The organism is Streptomyces sp. NPDC004609 (genome assembly GCF_042873655.1).
Lineage (GTDB): Bacteria > Actinomycetota > Actinomycetes > Streptomycetales > Streptomycetaceae > Streptomyces.
Genome location: NZ_JBIALS010000039.1, coordinates 1 through 24,104 on the forward strand (window position 1 = coordinate 1; position 24,104 = coordinate 24,104).

The 24,104-nt window shown below is 71.1% G+C and carries 21 protein-coding genes and 1 pseudogene; 3 read left to right on the top strand and 19 right to left on the bottom strand.

Annotation, left to right across the window (positions count from 1 at the left end):
* The 5 genes from ACFYT4_RS29795 to ACFYT4_RS29815 all read right to left on the bottom strand — a co-directional run.
* Positions 1 to 1,018: AMP-binding protein (locus ACFYT4_RS29795; RefSeq protein ID WP_389275742.1), on the bottom strand; the 1,018-nt coding region annotated here is incomplete at its 3' end.
* 80 nt (positions 1,019 to 1,098) lie between these two features.
* The gene (locus ACFYT4_RS29800) at positions 1,099 to 1,539 is read right to left on the bottom strand and encodes a MaoC/PaaZ C-terminal domain-containing protein (protein ID WP_389275744.1); all 441 of its coding nucleotides are present in this window, start codon (positions 1,537 to 1,539) and stop codon (positions 1,099 to 1,101) included.
* Positions 1,536 to 1,967, bottom strand: a complete 432-nt coding sequence (locus ACFYT4_RS29805; protein ID WP_389275746.1) for a MaoC family dehydratase N-terminal domain-containing protein — start codon at positions 1,965 to 1,967, stop codon at positions 1,536 to 1,538. The genes ACFYT4_RS29800 and ACFYT4_RS29805 overlap by 4 nt, the downstream gene beginning before the upstream one ends.
* Positions 1,964 to 2,866: an SDR family NAD(P)-dependent oxidoreductase gene (locus tag ACFYT4_RS29810; protein ID WP_389275748.1), complete on the bottom strand. Its 903-nt coding sequence runs from the start codon at positions 2,864 to 2,866 to the stop codon at positions 1,964 to 1,966. Before ACFYT4_RS29810 ends, ACFYT4_RS29805 begins: the two co-directional genes overlap by 4 nt.
* Positions 2,867 to 2,915: 49 nt before the next feature.
* On the bottom strand, positions 2,916 to 4,130 hold the full coding sequence (locus ACFYT4_RS29815; RefSeq protein ID WP_389275751.1) for a lipid-transfer protein: 1,215 nt from the start codon (positions 4,128 to 4,130) through the stop codon (positions 2,916 to 2,918).
* 145 nt (positions 4,131 to 4,275) lie between these two features.
* On the opposite strand from ACFYT4_RS29815, the gene ACFYT4_RS29820 reads away from it, so the two are divergent.
* On the top strand, positions 4,276 to 4,593 hold the full coding sequence (locus tag ACFYT4_RS29820; RefSeq protein ID WP_389275754.1) for a zinc-binding dehydrogenase: 318 nt from the start codon (positions 4,276 to 4,278) through the stop codon (positions 4,591 to 4,593).
* A 329-nt stretch (positions 4,594 to 4,922) separates the two neighbouring features.
* Here ACFYT4_RS29820 and ACFYT4_RS29825 read toward each other — a convergent pair whose 3' ends face one another.
* The 5 genes from ACFYT4_RS29825 to ACFYT4_RS29845 all read right to left on the bottom strand — a co-directional run bounded on the left by ACFYT4_RS29825 (position 4,923) and on the right by ACFYT4_RS29845 (position 8,676).
* A complete protein-coding gene (locus ACFYT4_RS29825; protein WP_389275757.1) occupies positions 4,923 to 5,693 on the bottom strand; it encodes an SDR family NAD(P)-dependent oxidoreductase in 771 nt (256 codons plus the stop codon).
* Positions 5,690 to 6,220, bottom strand: coding sequence for an acyl-CoA thioesterase (locus ACFYT4_RS29830; RefSeq protein WP_389275760.1), 531 nt, complete (start codon positions 6,218 to 6,220; stop codon positions 5,690 to 5,692). Before ACFYT4_RS29830 ends, ACFYT4_RS29825 begins: the two co-directional genes overlap by 4 nt.
* 17 nt (positions 6,221 to 6,237) lie before the next feature.
* Positions 6,238 to 7,848, bottom strand: coding sequence for a thiamine pyrophosphate-binding protein (locus tag ACFYT4_RS29835; protein WP_389275763.1), 1,611 nt, complete (start codon positions 7,846 to 7,848; stop codon positions 6,238 to 6,240).
* A 34-nt stretch (positions 7,849 to 7,882) separates the two neighbouring features.
* Positions 7,883 to 8,059, bottom strand: coding sequence for a hypothetical protein (locus ACFYT4_RS29840; RefSeq protein WP_389275766.1), 177 nt, complete (start codon positions 8,057 to 8,059; stop codon positions 7,883 to 7,885).
* A gap of 62 nt (positions 8,060 to 8,121) precedes the next feature.
* Complete coding sequence (locus ACFYT4_RS29845) at positions 8,122 to 8,676, bottom strand: 2,4'-dihydroxyacetophenone dioxygenase family protein (RefSeq protein ID WP_389275769.1); 555 nt, start codon at positions 8,674 to 8,676, stop codon at positions 8,122 to 8,124.
* 113 nt (positions 8,677 to 8,789) lie between these two features.
* Here ACFYT4_RS29845 and ACFYT4_RS29850 point away from each other — a divergent pair, with 113 nt between their 5' ends.
* Both ACFYT4_RS29850 and ACFYT4_RS29855 read left to right on the top strand, forming a co-directional pair.
* On the top strand, positions 8,790 to 9,794 hold the full coding sequence (locus ACFYT4_RS29850) for an AraC family transcriptional regulator (RefSeq protein ID WP_389275772.1): 1,005 nt from the start codon (positions 8,790 to 8,792) through the stop codon (positions 9,792 to 9,794).
* Between the two features lie 299 nt (positions 9,795 to 10,093).
* A complete protein-coding gene (locus ACFYT4_RS29855; RefSeq protein WP_389275775.1) occupies positions 10,094 to 12,034 on the top strand; it encodes an alkyl/aryl-sulfatase in 1,941 nt (646 codons plus the stop codon).
* Between the two features lie 321 nt (positions 12,035 to 12,355).
* Here the strand turns inward: ACFYT4_RS29855 and ACFYT4_RS29860 are convergent, their stop codons facing one another.
* From ACFYT4_RS29860 to ACFYT4_RS29900, 9 genes and pseudogenes are all read right to left on the bottom strand, one after another.
* A complete protein-coding gene (locus ACFYT4_RS29860; RefSeq protein WP_389275778.1) occupies positions 12,356 to 13,030 on the bottom strand; it encodes an esterase/lipase family protein in 675 nt (224 codons plus the stop codon).
* Between the two features lie 377 nt (positions 13,031 to 13,407).
* Positions 13,408 to 13,623 (bottom strand): annotated as a pseudogene (locus ACFYT4_RS29865) (acyl-CoA dehydrogenase family protein); the annotation flags it as partial.
* A 212-nt stretch (positions 13,624 to 13,835) separates the two neighbouring features.
* Complete coding sequence (locus ACFYT4_RS29870; protein WP_389275781.1) at positions 13,836 to 15,095, bottom strand: ABC transporter substrate-binding protein; 1,260 nt, start codon at positions 15,093 to 15,095, stop codon at positions 13,836 to 13,838.
* A complete protein-coding gene (locus ACFYT4_RS29875) occupies positions 15,095 to 16,330 on the bottom strand; it encodes a branched-chain amino acid ABC transporter permease (RefSeq protein WP_389275784.1) in 1,236 nt (411 codons plus the stop codon). Before ACFYT4_RS29875 ends, ACFYT4_RS29870 begins: the two co-directional genes overlap by 1 nt.
* Positions 16,323 to 17,210, bottom strand: a complete 888-nt coding sequence (locus ACFYT4_RS29880) for a branched-chain amino acid ABC transporter permease (protein WP_389275787.1) — start codon at positions 17,208 to 17,210, stop codon at positions 16,323 to 16,325. The genes ACFYT4_RS29875 and ACFYT4_RS29880 overlap by 8 nt, the downstream gene beginning before the upstream one ends.
* Entirely contained in the window at positions 17,207 to 18,124 is a 918-nt protein-coding gene (locus tag ACFYT4_RS29885; RefSeq protein ID WP_389275790.1) for an ABC transporter ATP-binding protein, read from the bottom strand. The genes ACFYT4_RS29880 and ACFYT4_RS29885 overlap by 4 nt, the downstream gene beginning before the upstream one ends.
* A complete protein-coding gene (locus ACFYT4_RS29890) occupies positions 18,121 to 18,969 on the bottom strand; it encodes an ABC transporter ATP-binding protein (RefSeq protein WP_389275793.1) in 849 nt (282 codons plus the stop codon). Before ACFYT4_RS29890 ends, ACFYT4_RS29885 begins: the two co-directional genes overlap by 4 nt.
* Positions 18,970 to 20,032: 1,063 nt before the next feature.
* The gene (locus tag ACFYT4_RS29895) at positions 20,033 to 20,986 is read right to left on the bottom strand and encodes an acyl-CoA thioesterase (protein ID WP_389275796.1); all 954 of its coding nucleotides are present in this window, start codon (positions 20,984 to 20,986) and stop codon (positions 20,033 to 20,035) included.
* A gap of 798 nt (positions 20,987 to 21,784) precedes the next feature.
* Positions 21,785 to 23,740, bottom strand: coding sequence for a sulfatase-like hydrolase/transferase (locus ACFYT4_RS29900; protein ID WP_389275798.1), 1,956 nt, complete (start codon positions 23,738 to 23,740; stop codon positions 21,785 to 21,787).
* Positions 23,741 to 24,104: the final 364 nt, after the last annotated feature.

Here is a 24,104-nt window from a genome sequence, read left to right on the forward strand (position 1 = left end):
GCACATGATCCTCATGAACCAGCATGGTGAGCACACCCGTCTCCGTCAGACCGTAACCCTGAGTGAAACGGGCCCGCGGAAAAGCCTTCATCGCCTCACGCAGAAGACTCTCCGGACTGCCCGCACCACCATAGGTAATGGTCTCCAGACCACTCACATCGTACGAACCGAACTCCGGATGCTCACACACCATCTGGACCATGACAGGCACCAGAATGCACGTCGTCACCCGATGCCGCTCCACCGCATCAAGGAAACCCTCCGCCGAGAAAACCGGAAGGAAAACCAGCGTGCCACCCACCACGCTCTGGTTGTACCAACTGCAGAACGCGGCGATGTGGAACAGCGGCGCGGTCACCAGGGTGACGCTCCCGGGCCGGACCGAGCGGTTGGTGAGCATCGAGCCGAACGTCGACGTCATCAGGCTGCGGTGGGTGGCCATGACGCCCTTGGGCAGGCCGGTGGTGCCGCCGGTGTACAGCAGCAGCCCCACCTCGTCGCCGCCGCGACGGACGTCCGGCACCGGCTCGGCGGCGGCCACCAGATCCTCGTAACCCACCATGCCCTCGGGCACGGGACCGTCACCGCAGTAAACCAGCGTCCGCAGACCGGGACAGCGCTCGTACAGCTCCGGTCCGAGGTCCGCGAAGCGGTCGTCGAGGAGCAGAATCCCGGTGCCGGAGTCGGCGACGGCGTAGGCGATCTCGGCCGACGACCACCGGGTGTTGATCGGGTGGGCGACGCCGCCCGCCCACCAGGAGGCGAAGAAGAACTCGTGGTGGCGGTCGGAGTTCAACGCCAGGATCCCCACCCGGTCCCCGGCCTTCAGGCCCAGACCCCGGAAGGCACCGGCCAGACGGGCAACCCGGTCGGCCACCTCCCGCGTGGTGCGGACCCGGTCGCCACACACCGTCATCGGACCGTCGGGGAACTGCTGAAGCGCCCGGTGCAGGGCCTGAGTCAGATACACAACATCCTCCGAGTGCTGCCCGACGGCGTCGGCGGGCCAACGGGGCAAGCCCCGGTTCGTACAGCGGGTTGGGCGCCCCGGTCGGCAGGGGGTGGATCCGGTCGGCCGGGGAGTGGGGCGGGGCGCCGTCAGGCCGCGAGGGCACCCTCGTCCAGCACGAACTCGGCGGTGCCGAGCAGGGCCGGGTTTCCGGTCTGGCGCAGCGCCTTCAGCTCCAGCTTCACGCGCTTGCCGCCGCCGGGCTCGTCGGTGATCGCGGCCACCCTGGCGGAGCAGGTGAGTTCGTCGCCGGGCCACATCTGATCGACGAAGCGGACCTTGAACCGGCGGATCTGCTCGACACCGATCCAGTCGGTGACGTAGGTGGCGAGCATGCCGGCCTGGAGCATGCCGACCGAGAAGACGCTCGGGAAGCCGACCGACTGCGCGTACACCTCGTCGTGGTGCAGCGGGTGGAAGTCACCCGAGGCGCCCTGGTACTTGACGTAGTCGGTGCGGGTCATCGGCGCGAAAGCGCGCGGCTCGGCCTCTTGGCCGACGGCCAGGGTCAGCGGGGTGACGGTGCTCATGCCTGCTTCTCCTCGGCCTTCGGCGGTCGGGCGGTCTCGACGATGGTGCTGTTCTGCTCGGCGACCAGCGTGCCGTTCTCGTCCCGGAACTCGGTGACCAGCTTGGCGAACTTCATCACGCCGCCGCGTTTGCCCGGCTTCTCGAACCGGTCGGTGATCCGGGTCTCGCAGGTGAGCACCTGCCCGGCGCCCGGCAGCGGGCCGTGGAAGACGTACTCCTCCTCACCGTGCAGGATGCGGCTGCGGTCGAAGCCGGTCAGTTTGGTGATCGTCCGCTCCGGGTCCTCCCAGATCAGCCGCGCGCTGGTGAGCATGGTCGGTGGGATGACCGGCTTGGGGCCGAAGTGCGCCTCGTTCTCGGACTTCACCGCGCGGGCGAACTCGCGGATCTTGCTGGAGTCGAGCGGGAACTCGTACGCGTGGCTCACTGGGCACCGCCCTGCGGGACGATGCGCCGGCGGGTGATCTCGACCGACTTCGGGAAGTCCTCGGCGCCCATGATCCCGGCGAGCTCGGCGACGCTCCACTGGTGGTCCGCGGAGTCGATGGCGTGGCCCAGCGAGTAGCCGCCGTACAGGCCGACGTGGCCGCCGTGGACCGAGAACGCCTGGCCGGTGAAGGGGCAGCCCGCGGTGGACAGGTAGGCCACGAGCGGGGAGACGTGCTTGGGGTGGTAGCGGTCGAAGGCGCTCTCGTCCTGCGGGGCGGCGACCGCGGCGCCGATGCCCGGTGTGGCCTTGACCGGCTCGGTGCGGCCGACGGGGGCGATGGCGTTGGCGCGTACTCCGTAACGGCCGAGCTCGCGCGAGGCGTTGACGACCTGGATGGCGAGTCCCGCCTTGACGGCCGAGTAGTTCCACTGACCGATGTTGCCGTGCAGGCCCGAGCCGGAGGAGGTCTGGATGACGGCGCGGTCGGTGGTGGCGCCGTTCTTGGACTGCTCGCGCCAGTAGCGGGCCGCCGCCCGGGTCACCGAGAAGGCGCCCTTGAGGTGTACGGCGACGACCAGGTCGAAGTGCTCCTCGGTCATGTTGACCAGCATCGCGTCGCGGATCACACCGGCGTTGTTCACGACCACGTGCAGGTCGCCGAAGGACTCCACCGCGGCGGCGGTCAGCTGCTCGCCGACGGCCAGGTCCGCGACGCTGCCCTCGACGGCGACGGCCTCGCCGCCGGCCGCGACGATCTCCTCGACGACGTCCTTGGCGCCCGCCACGTCGTTGACGACGACCTTGGCGCCCTCGGCGGCGAAGAGCAGTGCGTGCTCACGGCCCAGACCGCCGCCCGCACCCGTGATCACCGCGACGCGGCCATCCAGCTGTCCCATCAGATACTCACTTTCCATACGAGAGGGGGTGGTACTTTCCGACGCCGGGTCAGGAGAGCTTTTCGTAGAGGGTGACGACGCCGACGCCACCGAGTCCGAGGTTGTGCTGCAGGGCGAGGTTCACACCCTCGACCTGCCGGGCGTCGGACTTGCCGCGCAACTGCCACACCAGCTCGGTGCACTGGGCCAGACCGGTGGCGCCCAGCGGGTGGCCCTTGGACATCAGACCGCCGGAGGGGCCGACGACGACCTGACCGCCGTAGGTGTTCTGCCCGTCGGCGACGAACTTCTCCGCACCGCCCTCTTCGCACAGGGCGAGGGCCTCGTAGGTGAGGGCCTCGTTGACGGTGAAGCAGTCGTGCAGCTCGACGACCCTGATGTCCTTCGGGTCGACGCCCGCGGCCTCGTAGACCTGCCGGGAGGCGCGGCGGGTCATGCCGGCGCCCACCAGCTCGATCATGCTCTTGGGCTCGAACGACTCCTCGGTGTCCGAGACGAACGCCTGGGCCTTGATGGCTACTTCGGGGTTCAGGCCGTGCCGCCGGGCGAACTCCTCGGAGCACAGGATCGCCGCGCCGGCGCCGCAGGTGGGCGGGCAGGCCTGGAGGCGGGTGACCGGGCCGAAGATGTGCGGGGAGTCGAGGACTTCCTGCTCGGTGATGGGGGTGCGGAACACCGAGTACGGGTTGTTCGCCGCGTGGGTACGGGACTTGACGGCGATCTTGGCGAAGAACGCGGGATCGGCTCCGTACTTCTCGACGTATTCGATGCCCGCGCCGCCGAACAGCTGCGCGGCGCGCGGCAGCGACTCGTCGATGCCGTGCAGCTCGTCCAGGACGGCGTCGAAGCGGGTGGTGGGGCTCGGACGGTCGCCGACCCAGTGCTTGACCAGGGCGCCCGGCCGCATCTGCTCGAAGCCGACGGCGATGGCGCACTCGACGATGCCCGCCTCGACGGCCTGCTTGGCCAGCCAGAGGGCGGTGGAGCCGGTGGCGCAGTTGTTGTTGACGTTGACGACCGGAATGCCGGTGATGCCGACGCTGTAGAGCGCGGCCTGGCCACTGGTCGAGTCGCCGTAGACATAGCCGGCGTAGGCCTGCTGGACGAGGGCGTAGGAGATCCCGGCGTCCTCGACCGCGGCGCGGATCGCGCGCTCACCCATGACGTTGTACGTGTCGCTCTTGCCCGGTTTGGCGAACGGGATCATCCCGACGCCGGCGACAAGGACTCGACGGCCCATCGCTGCCTCCAAGTGGAGATTCATGTGAATGGATTTTTAGTTTGTTGAGCTTTCCGCCTACTGTCAAGGCCTTGTTAGCTCTCAACTATGAGATGCAGGATTGGGCGCTGGTGATCTGGCTCCGGGCGGGCGAGAGGACGACGCATCGCCTCGCGTTCCGGGCCGACGAGTGGACGCTGTTCGCCCGGGCGCGGCCCCCGGCGGTGGACGGACGCGGCCGCGCGTCGCCGGCGGCTTCGATGACTCCTTCGAGGCGGTCGGCCGGCCCGGCACCCTGCGCGCCGCCTACGACGCGACGCGTCTCGGCGGCTCTGTGATCCTGGTCGGTACGGGTTCCCGCACCGCAATGACCGACATCGGCGTGAGTGACCTCTTCGTCAACGAGAGGAGAATCCTGCCCGCGTTCTCCGGCGGCCACGATGTCCGGCGGCCTTCACCGAGGTCATCTGCCTGTGGCGGGCGGGCCGCCTCGGCCTCAAGGCCGTGATCACTCACCGTTTCCCGCTCACCGAGATCAACGAGGCCGTCCGCCAGATGCACACCGGCGAGGCCCTCCGGACCGTCATCGACATCGCCTGAGCCGACCGGCTCTGCCGCCGGGCCCCGCAGCGCGCGGGGCCCGGCCCATGGCAAAAAGGGCCGCCCGAAAACGTACGCTGGTACAGCCTCAGGCCGGCGGCAGGGTGTGCGGCGGCTGCGGACCGACGGACTGACCGGCCCCGGCGGACCCGATGCGGTCCACGGCCGGCGGGCCGTTCACTCGATCACCGGCCAGGTTCTTCACCAGCGCGGTGATCCCGTGGCGCGGGTCGCGGATCACTGCGCGGCGTACGCACCGTCGACCAGGTGGTGGCTGCCGTTCACGAAAGAGGCCCGGTCGGATAGCAGGAAGGCGGCCATCTCGGCGATCTCCTCAGCGGTACCGAGCCGGCCGGCCGGGTGCAGGCCGACGAGATACGCGCGCTCCGCATCGGTGGCGTCGGCCAGCAGAGGAGTCTCGATGAAGCCGGGCACGATCGCGTTGATCCGGACCCCGCGCGCCGCGTACTCCAGCGCCGCGGTCTTGGTCAGACCGATGACGCCGTGCTTGGCCGCGGCGTAGCCGGCGACGCCGGCGAAGCCGTTGATGGCACAGCTGGAGCCCATGTTGACGATCGCGCCGCCGCCGGAGGCGAGCATCATGGGCAGCTCGTACTGCAGCGAGTAGAAGACGCCGTCGAGGTTGGTGGCGATGACGCGCCGCCACTCGTCCTGCGGGTAACGGTGCGTCGGTACGACGGGGCCGCCGATGCCGGCGTTGTTGACCGCCAGGTGCAGGGCGCCGAGCTGGTCCACGGTGGCCTGGACGGCCCGCTGAACCGATGCCGGATCGGTCACGTCGACCCCGACCGCGATGGCCTTGGTACCGCCCGCCCGGAATTCATCGGCGACCGCTTGGGCGCCGGTCTCGTTGATGTCCGCGATGGCCACGGCGGCGCCGCCCGCTGCGAGGCGACGGGCCACAGCGCGGCCGATACCGGAGGCCGAGCCCGTGACCAGGGCGATCCGGCCGGCGAACTCGGTGGCGTAGTCGGTGGAGGGGTTCACCGGTCTGTCTCTCCCTGTGATCGGAGGGCCTGTCCGGCGTTCTCGCCGGTCGGCGAATCGGCGGCGCCGACCCGGTCGCGGAAGGCGGGTCGCGGTCCGGGATACCGGCCGAAGGCCTCGCGGGTCGCCTCGTCCATCGGCCAGGGGCGCCCGGTGTCGCGCGCCACAAGGACCGCGCTGGACTCGGCGACGACGGCAGGCTCGGCATGGCCGTCCTCGTGGATGGCGGCGGCCAAGGCCATGCTGCTGCGGCCCAGCACCGGGATCCACATCCGGACCTGGACGGACCGTACGGGGTACCAGACCTCGTGCCGGAACTCGACGAGGTGCTGGCCGATCACCAGGCGGGCGCGGGCGCCGAGCACGTCGAGGAGGCCTCCCTGGTGCCTGCCCGGCCTGTGCAGGTTGACCCCGAGCAGCCGGCTGCGGGCCTCGTCCAGCAGCCGCACGTAGGCGACATTGCTGACATGGCCGCTCGGCCCGAGGTCACAGACCCGGACATCCAGGTCGACGACGAGATCGGACATCGTGTCACCCACTCCTCTCACACCATGACGTTGACGTGCGGGTCCAGCTTGACGTCCACCAGGAACGGCCCGTCGAGTTCCGTGACGACGTCCTTGAGTGCGTCGAGGTCCTCCGGCTTCCGTACGGTCATGCCGCGGGCCCCCATGGCCTCCGCCAGCGGAACCAGCTCGGGCCAGGCGTTGAGCGAGTGGTCCGGGTCGACTCCGTAGTGGATCAGCTTGTAGTGCTCGGCGCCGTAGGCGCCGTCGTTGAGAACGACCACCAGCAGCGGCAGCTTCTCCCGGACGGCCGTGGTGAACTCGGCCATGTTCATCATGAAACCGCCGTCCCCGATGACGGCGACGGTAAGGTCGCCGGGCCGTGCGACCGCGGCGCCGACGGCTCCGGCCAGCCCGAGGCCGATCGAGCCGAAGCCGCCCATCGAGACGAAGTCCCTGGGGTGGGCCACATGGAGGTAGGGCCATACGCCGACCACGAACCGGCCGATGTCGCTGACCAGGACGCGCTTGCCGGGCAGGACCTCGTCAAGGCGGCTCATCGCGGTCCGCACATCGACGGTGCCGGCAGCCGTCCGGTCCTGGAAGTCGTCGGCGATCCGGTGCTCCCGGAGCCGCTGCTGGACCTTCTCCAGCCAGCCCCGGGGCGGGGAGTGGCCGGCCGCGCGCAGCGAATCGCCCATGGCCGCGGCAACGGCCTTCGCGTCGCCGGGTACGGCTTCGTCGACTCGGGTGAACCAGCCGAACGCGCCGGGGTCGGCGTCCACCTGAACGATCTTCTTGTCCCCCAGGAGCTCGCCATGGAAGCTGGTGGCGGAGTTCAGACTCGCGCCGAAGGCGATGACGCAGTCGGCCTCGGCGATGGCGGCCGTCGCCGCGCTGTGCGAGAGGTTGCCGAAGATACCGAGGCTGCCGGGGTGGTCGCGGAACCAGTCCTTCGCGAGCGCGGTGGTGGCGAGCGGGGCGGCGAGTTGCCCGGCGAGCGCCACAAGCTCCTCCCGGGCTCCCGATGCGACCGCACCCCGCCCGGCGAGGACCACCGGCCGCCTGGCACCGGCGATCAGCCCGAGCGCACCGTCCAACTCCTCCTCGGTGGGCAGGCCCGCGGAGCGCGGCAGAGGGCGGGCCACGGGCCGCTGCGCGCCCGCTTCCTTGCGGACCAGGCCGATCGGCAGGTCCAGGAGGATGGGGCGGTCCTCGGCCACCACGCGCTGCAGGGCCCGGTTGAGGTCGCGCACCAGGGTGGTCGGCTTGTACACCTTCTCGTACCCCGCACCGGCCATGGCGGCCACCGCGGCCAGGTCCAGCCGCTGGAAGTGGGTCGGCTCCGGCGGGGTCTCCCCGGTGAGGAGAAGCACCCGGCTGCGGCTGCGCACGGCCTCGATCAGCGAGGTGACGGTGTTGGAGACCGCCGGTCCGTGGGTGACCGAGGCCACGCCCACCCGACCGGTCATCCGCGACCAGCTGTCCGCCATGCCCACCGCGCTGCCCTCGTGGACCACGGGCACGAAGCGGCCCGTGCGCTCGATGTAGTCGCACAGGTACAGCATGTTGGCGTCACCCATGAGCCCGAACACCGTGTCCACCCCGTGTTCGAGCAACGCGGCGGCGACCTCCTGATAGACCTTCATTTCCCGGTGTCCTCACTTCTGGGGCGGCGCCGGCTCAGCGTGCCGGGACGATCAGGACCTTGGCGTCCTCCGGGGAGGCCGACGGGCTCACGAACACATCCGGCACCTCGTCGAGACCGACGGTGCGGGTGACCAGCGGTGCGACGTCGAAGTCGCCGCCCGCCGGGTGGGCGGCCGGGCGGCGGCGCTCCGCGGAGAAGCCGGCCGCCACGATCGGGCCCGCGTCCGCGCATCCGCGGCACGGCGATCACCGCGTTACGACGGCCCGCACGACTATTCCGTCTCCACGAAGCCGGCGCCGGTGGCACCGATGTAGCGCAGCTTGACGCCCTGGTCCTGGGCGAACCTGCCCAGCAGGTACTGGAGGCTGACCGCGTCGATGACCGAGTGGAACCGGCCGTCCTCGGAGAAGTTGACGTTGGCGCCGGTGACCATCACCAGCATCACCGTGTCCTCGGCGCTGTCCGCGGGGACGGTGAGCGTGTGGACCGAGCCGCCGGGCTCGAAGAGGTACGAGCCCGCGGTCTGCGGCTGGTCCGGGTACTCCTTGTAGATCCACGTGCCCCGCAAGGTGTACACCTCGGCGGTGCCGGTGTGGTAGTGGATGGGCACTTCGGCGCCCGGAGCCATGGTGACCATGACCACCCAGCGGCCGGCTTCCGGGTCGAGGCGGAGCAACTGCACGCTGGTACCCGGTCCGAGGGTGCTCTCGACACTCGGCACCTCGTTGACGTTGAGGGTCAGCAGTTCGCCCTGCGGCAGGCTGGGAATCGGCAGCCGGTTCCCGCTGGTCGTCGTCGCGAAGGCCGGCTTCGGTGCAGCGGGCACAGTGATTCTCCCTTGTCGGCTTCGGAGCAGTGCTCCACGGCGTGCTTCATGATGCGCCCGGCGCTCCGCTCCGGACTTGACACCAGACGACAGTTCTTTTGACCCTGGGCGACATGTCTCTGATCCGCGGCACCTCCCTGCAGGGCTATCCGGAGCTCGTACGGACGCTGGGCACCGACCCGGGACCACTGCTGGACGCTGCCGGCGTGCCGCGCGAGGCGGTGGGCGACCCCGGCACCTTCATCCGCTACCGGAGTCTGGTCGCCGCCGTGGAATCGGCGGCGCAGGCGACCGGGGCCCGCGACTTCGGGCGGCGGCTCGCTCTGCGTCAGGGCATCGAGATCCTGGGTCCGGTCGGTGTGGCGGCGCTGACCGCCCCGGGTGCCGCCGAGGCGTTCCGGGCGGTCGGCCAGTACCTGGCGGTCTACAGTCCGGCGATCAAGGGCACGATCGACCCCTGCCCGGGTTCCCGGTACGCGCGGTTCGAGTTCCGAGTGGAGCTCAGTCGGCTGCCGCCCCACCAACAGGTGATCGAGCTGTCGCTGGGTGCGTCGCTGCGGATGTTCCGGCTGATCCTCGGCGCGGGCTTCACGCCGGTCTCGGTCCACCTGCCCCACGACGCCGTCGCGCCCGCCGCGGACTACGCGGCCTACTTCGGCTGCACGGTCCGCTTCGCGGAACCGTTCAGCGGCTTCCGGCTCCGGCGGTCCGAACTCCGGCGGCCGCTGCCCTCGGACGGTGCCGTCCACGACGTCGTACGGGAGTATCTGCGGTCGATCGCCCCGCCGACCGGTGCCACGCTCGCGGAAGCGGCCTGCACCCTGGCCCGGCGGCTGCTGCCCACCGGCGGCCTCACCCTGGAACTGCTCGCCGGGCAGCTCTCGGTCCATCCGAGGACCCTGCAACGGCACCTGGCCGCGGAGGGGACCTCGTTCGAGGCCATGGTCGACACGCTCAGGCGGGACGAGGCCGTGCGGTATCTGCGCGACACCGACATGCCGCTCAGCCAGCTCTCGGGCCTCCTCGGCTACAGCGAACAGAGTGTTCTCACCCGGGCCTGCCACCGCTGGTTCGCTGCCGCCCCGTCGGCCTGTCGCCAGGCCCTGCGCCGACCCTGACTCACCGGTGCGACTGGCGGACAGGCCGGGCATTGTCGAAAACTATGTGAACAGATTTTCTGTTCACTTCAAAAATCCCTTGCTGTAGAGGCCTTGTTCGGTAGCTTCTATGAGATGCACTATTAGGCACGCATGCTCGGACGCGAGACGTCGTCGCGCCCCGGGCAGAGAGATCTGAGCCCACGAGCTCCCGGACAGCCGGCTCGGACGGCCGGCTCGCCGGATTGCGACCGACGCACGCCTCCGTCGTCCCCTGCCCCGCAGAGCTCATCCGCGCCTGTACGTCCTGAAGGTGTCCCATGCCCAAGCCTGCTCCAACGTCCAGCACCGCCGTCGCACCCAAGCCCGCCACGGAGGCCACGGCGGCGGCCCACCGCGAGATCGCGGGCCGACTTCCCTTCTCCGACCGCCGCGACTTCGAGGACGCGGCGCGCGGGTTCATCGGCACGCTCGACCCGCCGGTCATCCGGCGCGCGGACGGCCACCCGGTGATCGACCTGAGCGCCTACGAGTTCCTCCGGCCCGACGAGGCGCCGGCGACGGTCAACCCCGGCCTGTGGCGCCACGCGAAGCTGGCCGCCTGCCACGGCCTGTACCAGGTGATCGACCGCGTTTACCAGGTCCGCGGTTTCGACCAGGCCAATATGACGATCATCGAGGGCGAGAGAGGCCTGATCGTCATCGACCCGCTGATCTACGCCGAGACGGCGAAGGCCGCCCTCGACCTGTACTTCGATCACCGCCCGCACCGGCCCGTGGTCGCCGTGATCTACACCCACAGCCACGGCGACCACTTCGGCGGCGTCAAGGGCATCGTCGACGAGGCGGAGGTCAGGGCCGGACGGGTGACGGTGATCGCGCCGGAGGGCTTCCTCAAGGAGGCGGTCTCCGAGAACATCTACGCCGGCAACGCCATGACCCGGCGCGCCGTCTACATGTACGGAACGGTGCTGGGCCGCGGCACTCGCCGCCAGGTCAGCGTCGGGTTGACAGCCACGCCCGCGCGCGGCGGGACCTTTACGCTCATCCCGCCGACCGACACCGTCCACACCACCGGCGAGCGGCGCACGGTCGACGGTGTCGAGATGGTCTTCCAGATGGCCAACGGCACCGAGGCCCCGTCCGAGTTCATGATCCACTTCCCGGGTCTGCGGATGTTCTGCTCCGCCGAGGACGCGGTGCACACCATGCACAATCTGTACACCCTGCGCGGGGCGGAGATCCGCGACGCCGCGAGCTGGTGGAAGAAGCTCGACGAGTCCATCGAACTCTTCGGCGCCGACACCGACGTGATCATCGCGCAGCACCACTGGCCGCGCTGGGGCAACGCCGATGTGGTCACCTTCCTGGAGCAGCAGCGCGACATGTACAAGTACCTCCACGACCAGTCGCTGCGGCTGGCCAACCACGGCCAGACCATGGACGAGATCGCCGAGCAGATCCAGCTGCCGCCGGCCCTGGAGAACGAGTGGCACTGCCGCGGCTTCTACGGCACGGTCAACCACAACGCCAAGGCGGTCTACCAGCGCTACCTCGGCTGGTACGACAGCCACCCCGCACATCTGCACCGGCTGCCCCCCGAACAGTCGGCCCCCCGCTACGTCGAGGCGATGGGCGGCAGCGACGCCCTGCTGGACAGGGCCCGCACGGCGTTCGCGGCGGGCGAGTACCGCTGGGTCGCCGAACTCCTCACCCATCTGGTCTTCGCCGATCCGGGCAACGACGAGGCCCGCCACCTCCAGGCGGACGCGTTCGAGCAGCTCGGCTACCAGGCCGAGAGCGCGGTCTGGCGCAACGAGTACCTCGTGGGCGCGCTGGAACTCCGCCAGGGCATACGCGACCTGGGCGCCGTCAAGCTGGCCACCCCCGACATGCTGGGCGCGATGACCCTGGACATGCTGCTCGACTACGCGGGCATCCGCCTCGACGGCCCACGGGCCTGGGGCCGGAGCAGCAGCTTCAACTGGGTCTTCGAGCAGGCCGACGGCACCCAGGCACGTTACGCGGTCCGGCTGAGCAACGGCACCCTGCTCTACACCGCCGACAAGCACGTTCCGGCCGCCGACGCCACGGTCGCCTGGGACCGCGAGGCCTTCCAGCGGCTCCTCTTCGGCGGCTCGGACCTGGAGTCCGAGGTAGCGGCGGGCCGGGTGCGCATCGACGGCGACAAGGCGCTCGTGGCCGACCTGTTCGAGCTGCTGGACGACTTCCCGTTCTGGTTCCCCATCGTCACCCCCTGATCCGGTCCCCTGCGTGAGTCCCTTCCCCCGGCCCGCCGATGCGGTCGGGCCGTTGCTTCGGTAGATGTCGCGTCTTTGGCCCAGGCCCCGCACCGGGCGCTTCAGCAGTTCCGTCATGCCTGCCGCCCCGCCGGGCAGCTCGCCCGACCGCGGCTCGCGGGCGCCGACGGGCCGCTGCTCCAGTACCCCACCTCGCGGGAGTCCCACGCCGTGCCTCCCGGGCCGCACGCAGTCATCGGCGTCGCTGCCCACGGACGACCGCGGCCGGACCCCCCGTTCCCCGGGGGTCCGGCCGCGGTGGCCGATCGGCTCAGAGGCCCGTCACTGGACGGCCTGCATGGCGCGGACGGACACGGTGCCCTCGAAGATCAGGGCGATGTGTCCGACACAGCCGGCGTTCCAGTTGACGGCGCCCTCCAGCGTGGCGAAGCTGTCCGGCTGGACCGCCTCGTCGCACCACGACCAGATGGTGGTGTAGTTCACCGGGCCGGGGCTCGGATCGCCCCCGTTGAGCTGGTCCAGGAAGCTGCTGCCCGGCCAGGCCTCGCGGCAGGAGTCGAGCACGCAGGTGAGGGCGCCGTAGGTGCCGTAGTTGACACCGCCGATGGAAACCCAGTCGTCGACGTAGGAGGCGCCACCGAGGAACTTGATGTACCACCGGGAGTTGAGCGCACCCAGCGAGTGGCTGACGATGTCGACCTTCGCGGCACCGGTCCTCGCGCGCAGGGCATCGGCCTCGGCCTTGATCTCGGCGGCGGTCACGACACTGGACTGCGCCGTGTTGTACGAGATCGCGTGGAGCCGGTCGCGGGACCAGCCGGCAGCGACGAAGTCATCGATCATCTCGTCCCAGTTCCAGGACGCCCCGCCGAGACCGTGGACGAACAGCACGGGGTCACGGGTGTCGGCGTGTGCGGCGGGCGAGGCCGGCAGCAGCAGCGCGAGGGCTGCCGCGAAAGCCGTGCCTACTCTGCTGAGCGTTCTTGCGAATCGCATGAGTGCTCCTTGGTCGGAGTGGGCGCAGGTCCGGTTGCCGTGGTCGGTCGCCTTCAGCGACGGCACCGGCACGACCGGGCGACGGTTCGAGCGGCCGTACCGCAGGCGCGCCACCTGCGATTCGGAGTGTGCGGCCCGTGCTGAGCCCGGTCGAGGCCCTGGACACCACGTGTGGCGTCGGCCCCCGCATCGTGTCGCCGCGCACAGCCGGCGCTCGGCTGCGTTGGAAGCACGCCCAGTGGACGGCCTGGGAACCGGGGCCGGGGTGCTGATGGCCGCCGGCCCGTCGTCGCCCCCACGACGCCTCCGGCCCGGCTGCTCACCTCTTCGGCGGGAGCAGCCGGGCCGGGTGTCGTACTCGGGTGGCCGACAGGCCACCCGAGTACCTCGGCGATGACGGTTTTCATGACCTCGCTGGTGCCGCCGTGGATGCGGTTGACGCGGGTTCCGGCGCAGAGCCGGGCGATCGGGTACTCCAGCATGGAGCCGTAACCTCCGTGCGGCTGAAGGCACTTGTCGATCACCCGGCCCGCCACCTCGGTGCCGAACAGCTTGACCCGGGCGGCATCGGCCGGGGTCGGCTCGCCGGTCTCCTCCGGCAGCGGCGCCGCGGGTGGACGGGCAGGCCCGGAGGCGGCGGCAACTCCGGCTCCACCTACTCAACGGCCGCCCACGCAAACGCTCGGCTGGGGACCCCAGCCGAGCGCCTGCACAAACTGCTCGCGGCCTGAACAACCAGCCACGTGCGGCGACGACCCCCAGAAGCCGCCGATGTCCACACGAGGCCTGTGGAGCCCTCCGGGCGTCAGCCCTTGGTCGCCTCGTATTCGGCTACCGCCGGGACCTCGGTGGCGTCCTGGACGGCCTTCAGGCCACCCGGCACGTTCTCGGCCGGCCGCAGGACGTAGCTCTTGCGGTTGGGGGACTTGGCGGGGTCGGAGAAGTCCAGGACGCCGCCCAGGCCCTTGTCGAAGTTCTTGATGGTGTGCAGGCCCTTGGCGATGCCCTCGCGGCTGAGGTCCTTGGCCGCGCAGGCCGCCTTGAGCGCCTCGATGAGCACCGCGCCGTTGGTGGTTCCGACCTGGATACCGGCGTTGAGCTGCTCCTTCGGGTACTTCTTCTGATAGTCCGCGACCAGCTTCTTCACACCGGGCAGGTCGCTGCTCAGGGCGGGCAGCCCGCCCGTGATGTAGAGCATCTGCTCCAGTGCCGGCTTCGCGGGAGTGGCGAGCAGCTGCGGGACGTAGGCGGCCGCCTGGGCGAGCACCGGCACCTTCAGGCCGCTGGCGGCGGCGACGCCGACCAGCGAGGCGGTCTGCCCGGGGGTGCCGGCGAAGACGATGGCCTTGACCTTCTTCCCCGCGAGGGCGGTCACCTGCGGAGTCATGTCGGTGGCGGTGGGCTTGACGGTCTGCGCGACGAGTTCCAGTCCGGCCTTCTTCGCCGCGAAGCGCGCGCCCTCGGCGGCGTTCTCGCCGAACTCGCCGGGCTGGTTGATCAGGCCGACCTTGTCACCTGCCTTGAGTCCGGTGGTCTTCACCAGCCAGTCCACGCCGTTGATCATGTCGAGGTCGTAGGTGGTGTTCATCACCTGGACGTACTCATGGCCGAGGTTGGAGCCGGAGTTGCCGCCGACCAGGGTGAGCAGCTTGTCGCGCTCGATGGAGTCGAGCAGCGCCGCGGTCTGGCCGGAGCCGAGCAACTGGCCGAGCGCGGCGACCTGGGGCTGGACCTCCGCGTAGGCGGCGACCGCCTTCTGGACGTCGTAGCCGTGATCGCGGACGACGAGCTCCACCTTGCGGTCGCACACGCCGCCCGCTGCGTTGACCTCATCGATGTACATCTTCGCGGCCTGCATGGAGGGCTTGCCGAGCGGGGCCGCCGCGCCGGTGAGGTCGGTGATGACACCGACCTTGATGGTGGTGTCGGTGACGCCTGGGCCGGTCTTGACGCCGCCGCTGTCGCCGGAGCCCGAGGACGAGTCGCCCTTGGTGCTACAGCCGGTCAGGGCCAGTGCCAGCGAGATGCCGACCGCTGCCGTGACGCGGAGGTGCTTGCGGTTCATCAGGTGTGCTCCTTGAGGGTGTCCCCGCCGGCTGTCGCTGCGGCGGAAGGCTGGGGAACAGCGGTCGCCCGCCGGGCCCAGGGCCAGGTGGGACGGCGGTGGGTGAGGGAGGCCAGGCCACCGGGGAGGAAGAGCAGGGTCAGGACGAGGGCCGCGCCGTACAGGTAACGGGCCGCGTCCACCGATGCCAGGCCCTGCTCGGCGGAGCCGGGGGCGACCACCAGCGGCAGCTGATCCGCGTAATGGGTGAGCAGTTGCGGGAGTACGGTGACGAAGACCGCTCCTGCGGCTGCGCCGGCGACCGAGCCGAGGCCGCCGATCACGAGCATGGCCAGGAAGTCCATGGACAGGGTCAGTCCGAAGGTGTCCGGCACGATGCGCTGGTACGCCAGGGCCAGCAGGGCGCCTCCGGCCCCCGCGTACATGGAGGAGATCGTGAAGGCGGCGGCCCGGAAGCGGGTGGCGGGTATCCCCATCACCGCGGCGGCGACCTCGCTGTCGCGCAGTGCGCCCATGGCCATGCCCGGACGGCCGCGCAGCAGGTTGCGCGCGCCCAGGTAGGCGGCCACCACCAGGACCAGACCGAAGTACCACAGCCGTTCCAGTCCGCCGAAGGGGACGCCGAGTACGGTCAGGGCGTCGCCGGTCCCGGAGAAGGAGAAACCGAAGATCTCCATCGGCGGTACCGACCGGCCGTTGAAACCACCGGTGACCGGTGTCGCGTTGACCAGCACGTGCTGCCCGATGAAGACCAGAGCGAGCGTCGCCACGCCCAGGTACATGCTGCGCAGGCGCCCTGAGATGGGGCTGAAGACCGCTCCGGCGGCCCCGGCCAGCAGCACAGTCGCCACAAGGGCGAGCAGTGGCGGCAGGCCCAGGCCGGTGAGTGCATGGTCCCCCTTTCCGTGCGAGCCGTCGGCGAACCAGGTGTAGCCGTAGGCGCCGACCGCCAGGAAGAAGGCATGGCCCAGGGAGAGCTGGCCCGCCGTCCCGGTCAGGAGGCTGAGCCCGATGGCGGCGATCACCGCGGCCATCGCGAACAGCCCGGTCTGCAGCCAGAACGCGTCGAGGTAGAACGGCGGGACCAGCAGCAGGAGACCCGCGGCGGCGGTCACCCGCCCTCGGGAGACCCGCGGGCGGGTCCGGCGGGCGCCTGCTTCCGGCGCGGAACCGTCCGCAGGGGGGGCGGTCCCCTGGTGTTCCTCGACCGCGGGGTTCGACGATGTGTCAGACACGGGTGAGCTCCTTGGATCCGAGCAGGCCCTGTGGCCTGGCCATCAGGACCAGGACCATCACCAGGTACGGGACGATCTCGGCGAGTCCGCCGCCCAGCACGTCGAGGTGCTGCTGGTAGCCGACCGCGGCGGCTTCGGCCATCCCCACGACGAGGCTGCCGAGCAGCGCACCGCCGACCGAGCCGAGCCCGCCGAGTACGGCCGCGGGGAAGGCCGCGAGCGCGATGTGGCCGGTGGTCCGGTCGAGACCGGGGGTGGGGAAGGCGGCCAGGAACACCGCGGCGGTGGTGGCCATCAGCCCGGCGAGCGCCCAGGCGCTCATCCGCAGCCGGCTGCCGCGCACGCCCATCAGGGCCGCCGCCTCCTCGTCGAGGGACAACGCGCGCATCGCCAGTCCCCACCGCGACCAGCGGAAGGCGGCGAAGAAGCCGCCGACCAGCACCAGGGTCACCAGCAGGCAGGCGATCCGGGTCTGCGGCACGGTGATCCCGGCGAAGGACACCACCTCGGCGCCCCACGGGTCGCCCGAGCGCAGGACGTCGCCGCCGATCCGGCGGGCGAGTTCGGTGAGCAGCAGGATGTCGACGCCGATGGTGAGGATCGTCGGCACGGCCGACCCCGACTGACGCAGCCGGCGCAGCACCAGCGCCTCCAGCATCGCCGCCGCCGCGGTACCGGCGGCCGCGACGGCCACCGCGCCGACGAACCCCAGGTCCTCGTGGAGGACTGTGACCAGGTACCCGCCGAGCAGCAGAAGGGAGCCGTGGGCGAAGTTGACCACATGCGAGGCTTTGTGCACGAGGCTGAATCCGAGGGCGATCAGCGCGTAGACGGAACCGAGGGCCAGCCCGTTGAAGAGAGTCTGCAGCAGGGTGTTCACCGGGCCTCCTCCACGCCCCGGCCGTCCGCCGCGGTGTCACCGGTGACACCCGCGTCACCGGCTTCGTCGTCGGTTTCACCGGCGTCGTCTGCTTCGTCGGTGCTGCCGGTACCGAGGTAGGCCCGGATCACGGCGGGGTCCTGCTGGACCTGTTCCGGCGTGCCGCCGCCGATCCGGCGGCCGAAGTCCAGGACGGTCACCTCGTCGGCGAGCCGCATGATCATCCCCATGTCGTGCTCCACGATCAGAATCGAGATGCCCAGCGCGTCCCTGATCGCGGAGATGGTCCGCGCCATGCCGACGCGCTCGGCCGTGTTCATGCCCGCCACCGGCTCGTCCAGCAGCAGGAGTCTGGGCTCCATGCACAGGGCCCGGGCCAGCTCGACCCGCTTGCGGTCGCCGTACGAGAGGAGCGTGACCGGGGTGTCGAGTACGGGTCCCAGACCGGTGAACTCGCCGATGTCCCGCACCCGTTCACGGTGGCGCCGCTGCTCGCGGACGGCGACCGGCAGCCGCAGGGCGGTGGCGGCGAAGCCCGCACGGGTGAGGGTGTGCCTGCCCAGCATCAGGTTGTCGGTGACCGTGCCCGCTGTCAGCACGATGTTCTGGAAGGTCCGGGCCACCCCGAGAGCGGCGATCCTGTGCGGCGGCAGCGCGGTCAGTTCCGCGTCGCCGAACCGCACGCTGCCCTCGGTGGCGCGGTAGACACCGGACAGCACATTGAAGGCGGTGGACTTCCCCGCACCGTTGGGGCCGATCAGGGCATGCACGGACCCGGGTGCCACGGCGAAGCCGACCTGGTCGAGCGCGGTCAGTCCGGCGAACCGCACCGTCACCCCCTCGACCGTCAGCGTGGGCACCTGCGGGTCGGCGGCTGCCGCACTCGTGGCGGACGGGGACGTCGTACGGCTCATCCCGCCCACCGGCTCAGCGCACGCGGCCCCGCCGTGAGCGGCTCGGGCTCCGCCTCGGTGTCCTCGGCGTCGGCTTCCGGGCTCTCGCCGAGGTAGAGCCGGCGGATCTCGTCGGACCGCGACAGCTCCTCGGAGCTGCCGGACAGCCGCACCCGGCCGACTTCCAGGACATAGGCCGTGTCGGAGAGTTCCATGGCGAGGGCGGCGTTCTGCTCGACCAGCAGCACGCCGGTGCCCTGCTGGTGGATCCGCCGGATGATCCCGGCGATCTGCCCGACCATCTGCGGGGCCAGCCCCAGCGACGGCTCGTCCAGCAGCAGCAGCCGTGGACGGGCCATCAGCGCCCGGCCCAGCGCCAGCATCTGCTGCTCACCGCCGGAGAGCAGTCCTGCCGCCTGGCGCCGGCGCTCGGCCAGCACCGGGAAGAGTGTGCAGACCTGCTCCATGGCCTCCCGGGCCTCGGCGCGGCGCCGCCCGGGGAGGCCGAGCCGGCCCGCCCGCAGGTTCTCCTCCACCGACAGCGCGCTGAAGACGCGGCGGCCCTCGGGTACCTGAACCACCCCGGCGGCGACGACATCGGCCGGCGGCCGGTTGGTGAGCGGCATGCCGTCGAAGACAACCGAGCCGCGCCCGACCGTGCCGGAGTGCAGCGGCAGGGTCCCGGACACCGCACGCAGCAGTGTCGACTTGCCCGCCCCGTTGGCTCCCAGCAGGGCGACGATGGCGCCGGCCGGCACCCGCAGCGAGACGCCGTCCAAGGCGCGGACCGACCGCCCGTAGACCACGGTGAGATCGTCCACATCGAGCGTGCCAGGAGGTGGTACGGATGGTGGTGAGGCGTTCATGAGCGCACACTTTCGACGAGTGGCAGGAGCCCGGCACAGCCGCTGACCGCGGCCGTCCCCCTCTGGGGGAAGGCCAGATCTCCCGCGCAGCGTCCGGGGTGAGGGTCACCGCAGGGCAGCGCCGGCCCTTGTGGGAACGACGGAGCTGCACCGTGACGCGGGAATCGCCGGCCCTCCCGCCTGAGGTAGGCGGGTGGCTCTGGATTATGGAGATCGCGGGGAGGGGGAGTCCATGGGTCGCGAGGGAGTCCGAGGCGCCCGGGAACGAACGTGTTCACCTGCACAGTGATGAGCCGACAGGTCGTTGCCCGGGCACAGATCTGGCGCGCGAACACGGCCGTTCGGTCACGGCCCCGTATACGGCCGCCGAGATGCCGCGCGGCGCGCCCGAGTCATCGCTCAGGCAGGGGTGGGCGGGAACGTGCCCAGGTCAGAATGCTGCGGATCACGCACCGAGTCCGGCGCCGGGTTCCTTCCACCGCTCGATACGGTACGGAGAGCCACTCGGCAGATCGCAGGCGGTGGGCGAGCTCGCACAGGCCATGGTGCGCGGCACGCTGTCCCGTACCGCCGGCCGGAGCGCACACGCGCACGTCCTCACCCGGTCCGGCTTCGTCGAAGCCATCGCCGGCTTCCACCGCCACGGCCGGGGCGCGGGTCGGCCTCCGGCAGGACGGCGCCCCGGTCTCCGTCGACCGCGGCGCCCGCCCTTCCCTCACCGCCTCCTTCGCCCCGGACGACGACGCGAAGGAGCGTGACAACCCGGGGAACCCGCCCACGACCGGGCGACCCGGCTCACGCCGTGGAGGCAAGTGCTCGCCCACACCGGCGGCCAAGTCGCCGAGGAGGCCGAGCGGACGCCGCGCCCCTGCTGCCCGACGTGCCGCGCTGCCGCACGGCGCGTCCCGTCGGCTATCCCGGCGGCCACCGCAGCACGCTCGCCATGGCCTGCGGCGGCAGGATCACCGATGCCCCCATCGGCCCGCGCACTGATGTGCTCCCGGGCTTCCCGTACCCAGGCCGCCTCCGCCCCGTCGGACAGCCGGGCCCGGGACCGCCGGGGTCACACGGGCTCGCCCGCCGCGGAGGACGGCCGGCCGGGGGCACGTCGGCGGAGCACCGCCTCCTGGACGACGGAGGCGACCAGTGTGCCGTCGCGGGTCCAGAAGTCGCCGAGGTTGAAGCCTCGGCCGTCCCCGGCGGAGGGGCTGCGCTGGGCGAAGAGCAGCCAGTCGTCGGCGCGGAACGGGCGGTGGAACCACATGGCGTGGTCGAGGGAGGCCATGGCCAGCCGGGAGGGCCCCTCGCGGAGGGGGTAGAGCGCCTCCCGGTCCAGTGCCGAGGTCGGCGCGAGGCTCAGGTCGGAGCAGTAGGCGAGAGCGCAGACGTGCAGCAGCGGGTCGTCGGGCAGCGTCTCGACCGCCCGGAACCACACGTACTGCTCGTTCTGGCCACGGCCGCCTCCGGCGGCCTTGCCCGCGGTGGACGGCGGGACCACGCGCATCGACATGACCTGCGCGTAGGCGGCCTCCCGGTACTCGTCGGGGTTGTTCTCGGCCCAGTACCGGTAGGCGTCGGGCAGGTCATCGGGCCGGGGCACGTCCGGCATGACCAGGTAGCGGTCCGGCTCGTCGTCGGGCAGCTTGAACGACGCCGAGAGCGTGAAGATCACCTCGCCGTCCTGGACCGCGGTGACCCGGCGGGCCGTGTAGCTGCGGCCGTCGCGCAGCCGCTCGACGCTGTAGACGACGGGGCGCCGGGTGTCCCCCGGCCGGAGGAAGTACCCGTGCAGGGAGTGCACCGGCCGCTCGCGCGCCACCGTGTGCCCGGCGGCCGTAAGGGCCTGGGCGGCGACCTGTCCGCCGAAGGCGCGCAGCGGCGCTCCGTCATGGCACCACCCCCGGAACAGGTCGAGCTCCAGGCGCTCCAGACTCAGGAAGCCGACCAGCCCGGTGGGGACGGTCCCAGGGTGCTCGGCGGTGCCCTCCCCGCTCCCGGACGACGTGGTTCCGTACACGCTCGACAACCCTTCGCCCTCCGGGGCAGTGGCACCCCGAACGCCCAAAGTTAATCCGCGTTAGCACATGATGTCCAACCCCGTCAGCCGCTCCCACAGTGCTGTCCTGAGCGCCTTGCCCGCCGGGCCGAGGGGGAGCTCCGGCGGAAGCGGACCTCGCGGACGCGGTGGTAGGGGGCAACCCGTTCGTCCACGTGCGCCGGCCGTCGGTGATCTGCGGCCCGCGCACCCAGATCTCGCCGACCTCGCCCTGCGGTACCGTGCTCGCCCCGTCTTCGGTGCGGAGTTCGGTCCCGGTGCCGAACATCGGCAGCCCGCCACTGCCGGCCAGGGAGGCGAAGGTCAGTGCCAGGTCGCCGTCGCGGCAGCGCGATCCGCTCCGGATACGCGCGGGCGACCCCGGCAAGCACGGCGTCACAGCCCACCCGGGGGGCAGTCGAACGGGCGCGGCATGCGGGAGATCCACGGTTCGGTCATGGCTGAGCTCCTTCGAGGGGAAGCGTGAAGGGAAGCCGGCCCAACGGCCGGATAAGTGAATGAACCTTCGCCTGATGCGACAAGAGTCACGGGGTGCGGAAAAGCGCACCGCCCGACGCCGACGCAGCGCGGGCCCCAGATGCGGCACGTCCTGGACGCGTTGGAAGCCACGTTCCCCGAGACCGCAGCCCACGGGGACGCCGCTCGGCACGATCTGCTCGCCGGCGCCGGGCTCCGGGCGGCGGGCGGCGGGCGGCGGGCGGCGGGCGGCGCAGCAGGGCGCGCCGCCCGCCCGAAGCGACAGGAGCGGCCAACAGAGGACTACCGGCCGCCGCCCCATGTGAAGACGGGGCTTGCGGGTGTGTAGGTGCCGTCGAGGACGAACTTCAGATAGCGGCCGGCGCTACGGAGGTATTCGTCCTGGTCGAGTGCGGCCTTCTGTACCGCCGCGTAGACGGCGCGGGCGGATTCGCGGGGGATGAAGGTGAGGGCGTTGAGTGCCTGGAGGCGTACCCGGGAGTCGTTGTGGTGTTCCAGGGTGTCGGCGAGGAACGCGACCGCCCGGTCGGCGGTGTGGTCAAGGTGGATCAGGGTCTCCGCCGCCGCGATCCGGACCTGTGGTGACGGGTCGTCGGTGAGGGTGCGGGCGAGGCGGCGTGCCGCCGGGGCGGCCTCGGGGCCGAGGATGAGCAGGCCCTGTGCGGCCCAGTAGCGCATGGCCTCGTTCTCGTGGCCCAACAGGCCGGTGAACTCGGAAAGATGCCGCCTTCTTCCGGTGATCGCCCGGCCGGCCAGGCCGAGGACACGGCGCAGCGGGTACGCGCCCGGCGCGCGGCTGGCCTCCCAGCCCTCAAGGGGGCTGCCTTCGGGAATGAAGCCGTTGTCGTGGATGTCGATCAGGTGCCGGTCGAGGGCTCGGCCGAGGCGGCGGCGCGTGGCATCGTGCGCGGGATCGTCGGCGAGGTTGTGGACTTCGTCGGGGTCGGTGTGCAGGTCGTAGAGCTCCTCGGCCGGCTTGGTCCCCCAGAAGCGGTCCTGTACGGCGGTGAGGGCGCCGTCGATGTGGGCCTGTTCCCAGGACTGGTAGCCGCGGGCCAGCCACGCGAATCCCTGGTGCTGGCCCCACGGCCGGTGGGGGGTGTAGTTGCGCAGGTAGCGGTAGCGGTCGTCGCGGACGGTACGGACCATGTCGTAGCGCTCGTCCATGCGGTCGCGGCCGCCGAAGGCGTAGCGGGCGGGCCGATGACGGTGTACGCCGAGGAAGGGCTTGCCCTGGACATGCCGGGGTATGCCGACGCCGGCGAGGGCGAGGACAGTCGGCGCGTAGTCCACGGAGGTGACGGCGCCCTCTTCGACCGAGCCGGGCGGGCGCGGTGCGAGGTGTTGCCACGCGGCGGGGAAGCGGACGATCAGGGAGGTGCGAAGGCCCTCGTCGTAGCAGTACCGCTTGGAGCGGGGCAGAACGCCTCCGTTGTCGGAGTAGCAGAAGACGATGGTGTTCTCCGCGAGGCCCGCCGCTTCCAACTCCGCCAGGCGGGAGGCGACTCGGGAGTCCATGGTCTCCATGGCGTCGTAGTAATGCGCAAAATCCTTGCGGATCTCCGGGGTGTCGGGCAGGTAGTCGGGCAGGGTCACGTCCTGTGGACGGGTGCGGCCGTCGACGGCCGAGAAGAGCCCGGATTCATGGGTGCTGACGTCGTTGAAGACGGCGAAGAACGGTGCGTCGGCGGGTCTGTTCCGCCAGTGGGCCGACTTACTGGACTCGTCCCAGGTGGCGGCCATGTCGACCTGCGTGTTGTAGTCGGTCTTGTCATTGTTCGTGGTGTAGTAGCCCGCCTCGCGCAGGTACCGGGGGAAGCCGTGCAGGAAGTCCGGGATCGCGGCCCGGGCCCGCATGTGCTGGGCCGGGCCCGCGGTGGCCGGATAGACGCCGGTGAGCAGCGCGAACCGGGAGGGTGCGCAGACAGGGGCGGCGGAGTAGGAGTGCTCGTACCGGATTCCCTCGCGGGCGACCTGGTCGAGCGTGGGGGTCCGGGCGAGTGTGTCGCCGTAGGCGCCGATGAAGGGGTAGTGGTCTTCGGCGACCAGCCACAGGATGTTCGGCCGGACTCGTCCGCCGGGCCGGCCCGGGTCGGGGGCCCGGGTATCGGCGGCTGCCGGCGTGGCGGCTGCGGCCACCGCGCCGGCGGCGACCAGTCCGCCCAGGCCCCGGCGGGAGAGACCTGGGCCGGGCGCGGCAGAGCTGGGGGAATGTGCGGGACCACGGGATGTGGGCATGGGTTCACTCCAGAGGGTTTCGAGTGGAGACGCTGGATTGCGTCGGACAGTGGCCGAGGGCGTCTGTGGGGCGGAAGCGGTGAACCGCCCGGGAAGGGGGCGAGCGGTTCACGGACCGTCCGGTCGCCCGGCTGCGGGTCGCCACGCGCGGCCCCGGACGCCCGGTCCGGCAGGCGTCGGTGCACGGAGGCCGGGAGGCATCCGTGGCCGACCGTGCCCCGCGCCCGTCGTCTTCCGCTCCGGGCCGCTGTGTGTGGCGACCGGTCCCGGGTGTCCCGCGCATGGACACTCCGTCCGGCGTTCCCGTGTTCCGGACACGGTCGCCGGCGAGCCGCGCCCGCCGCGGGGCCAGGGCTTCGTCCGT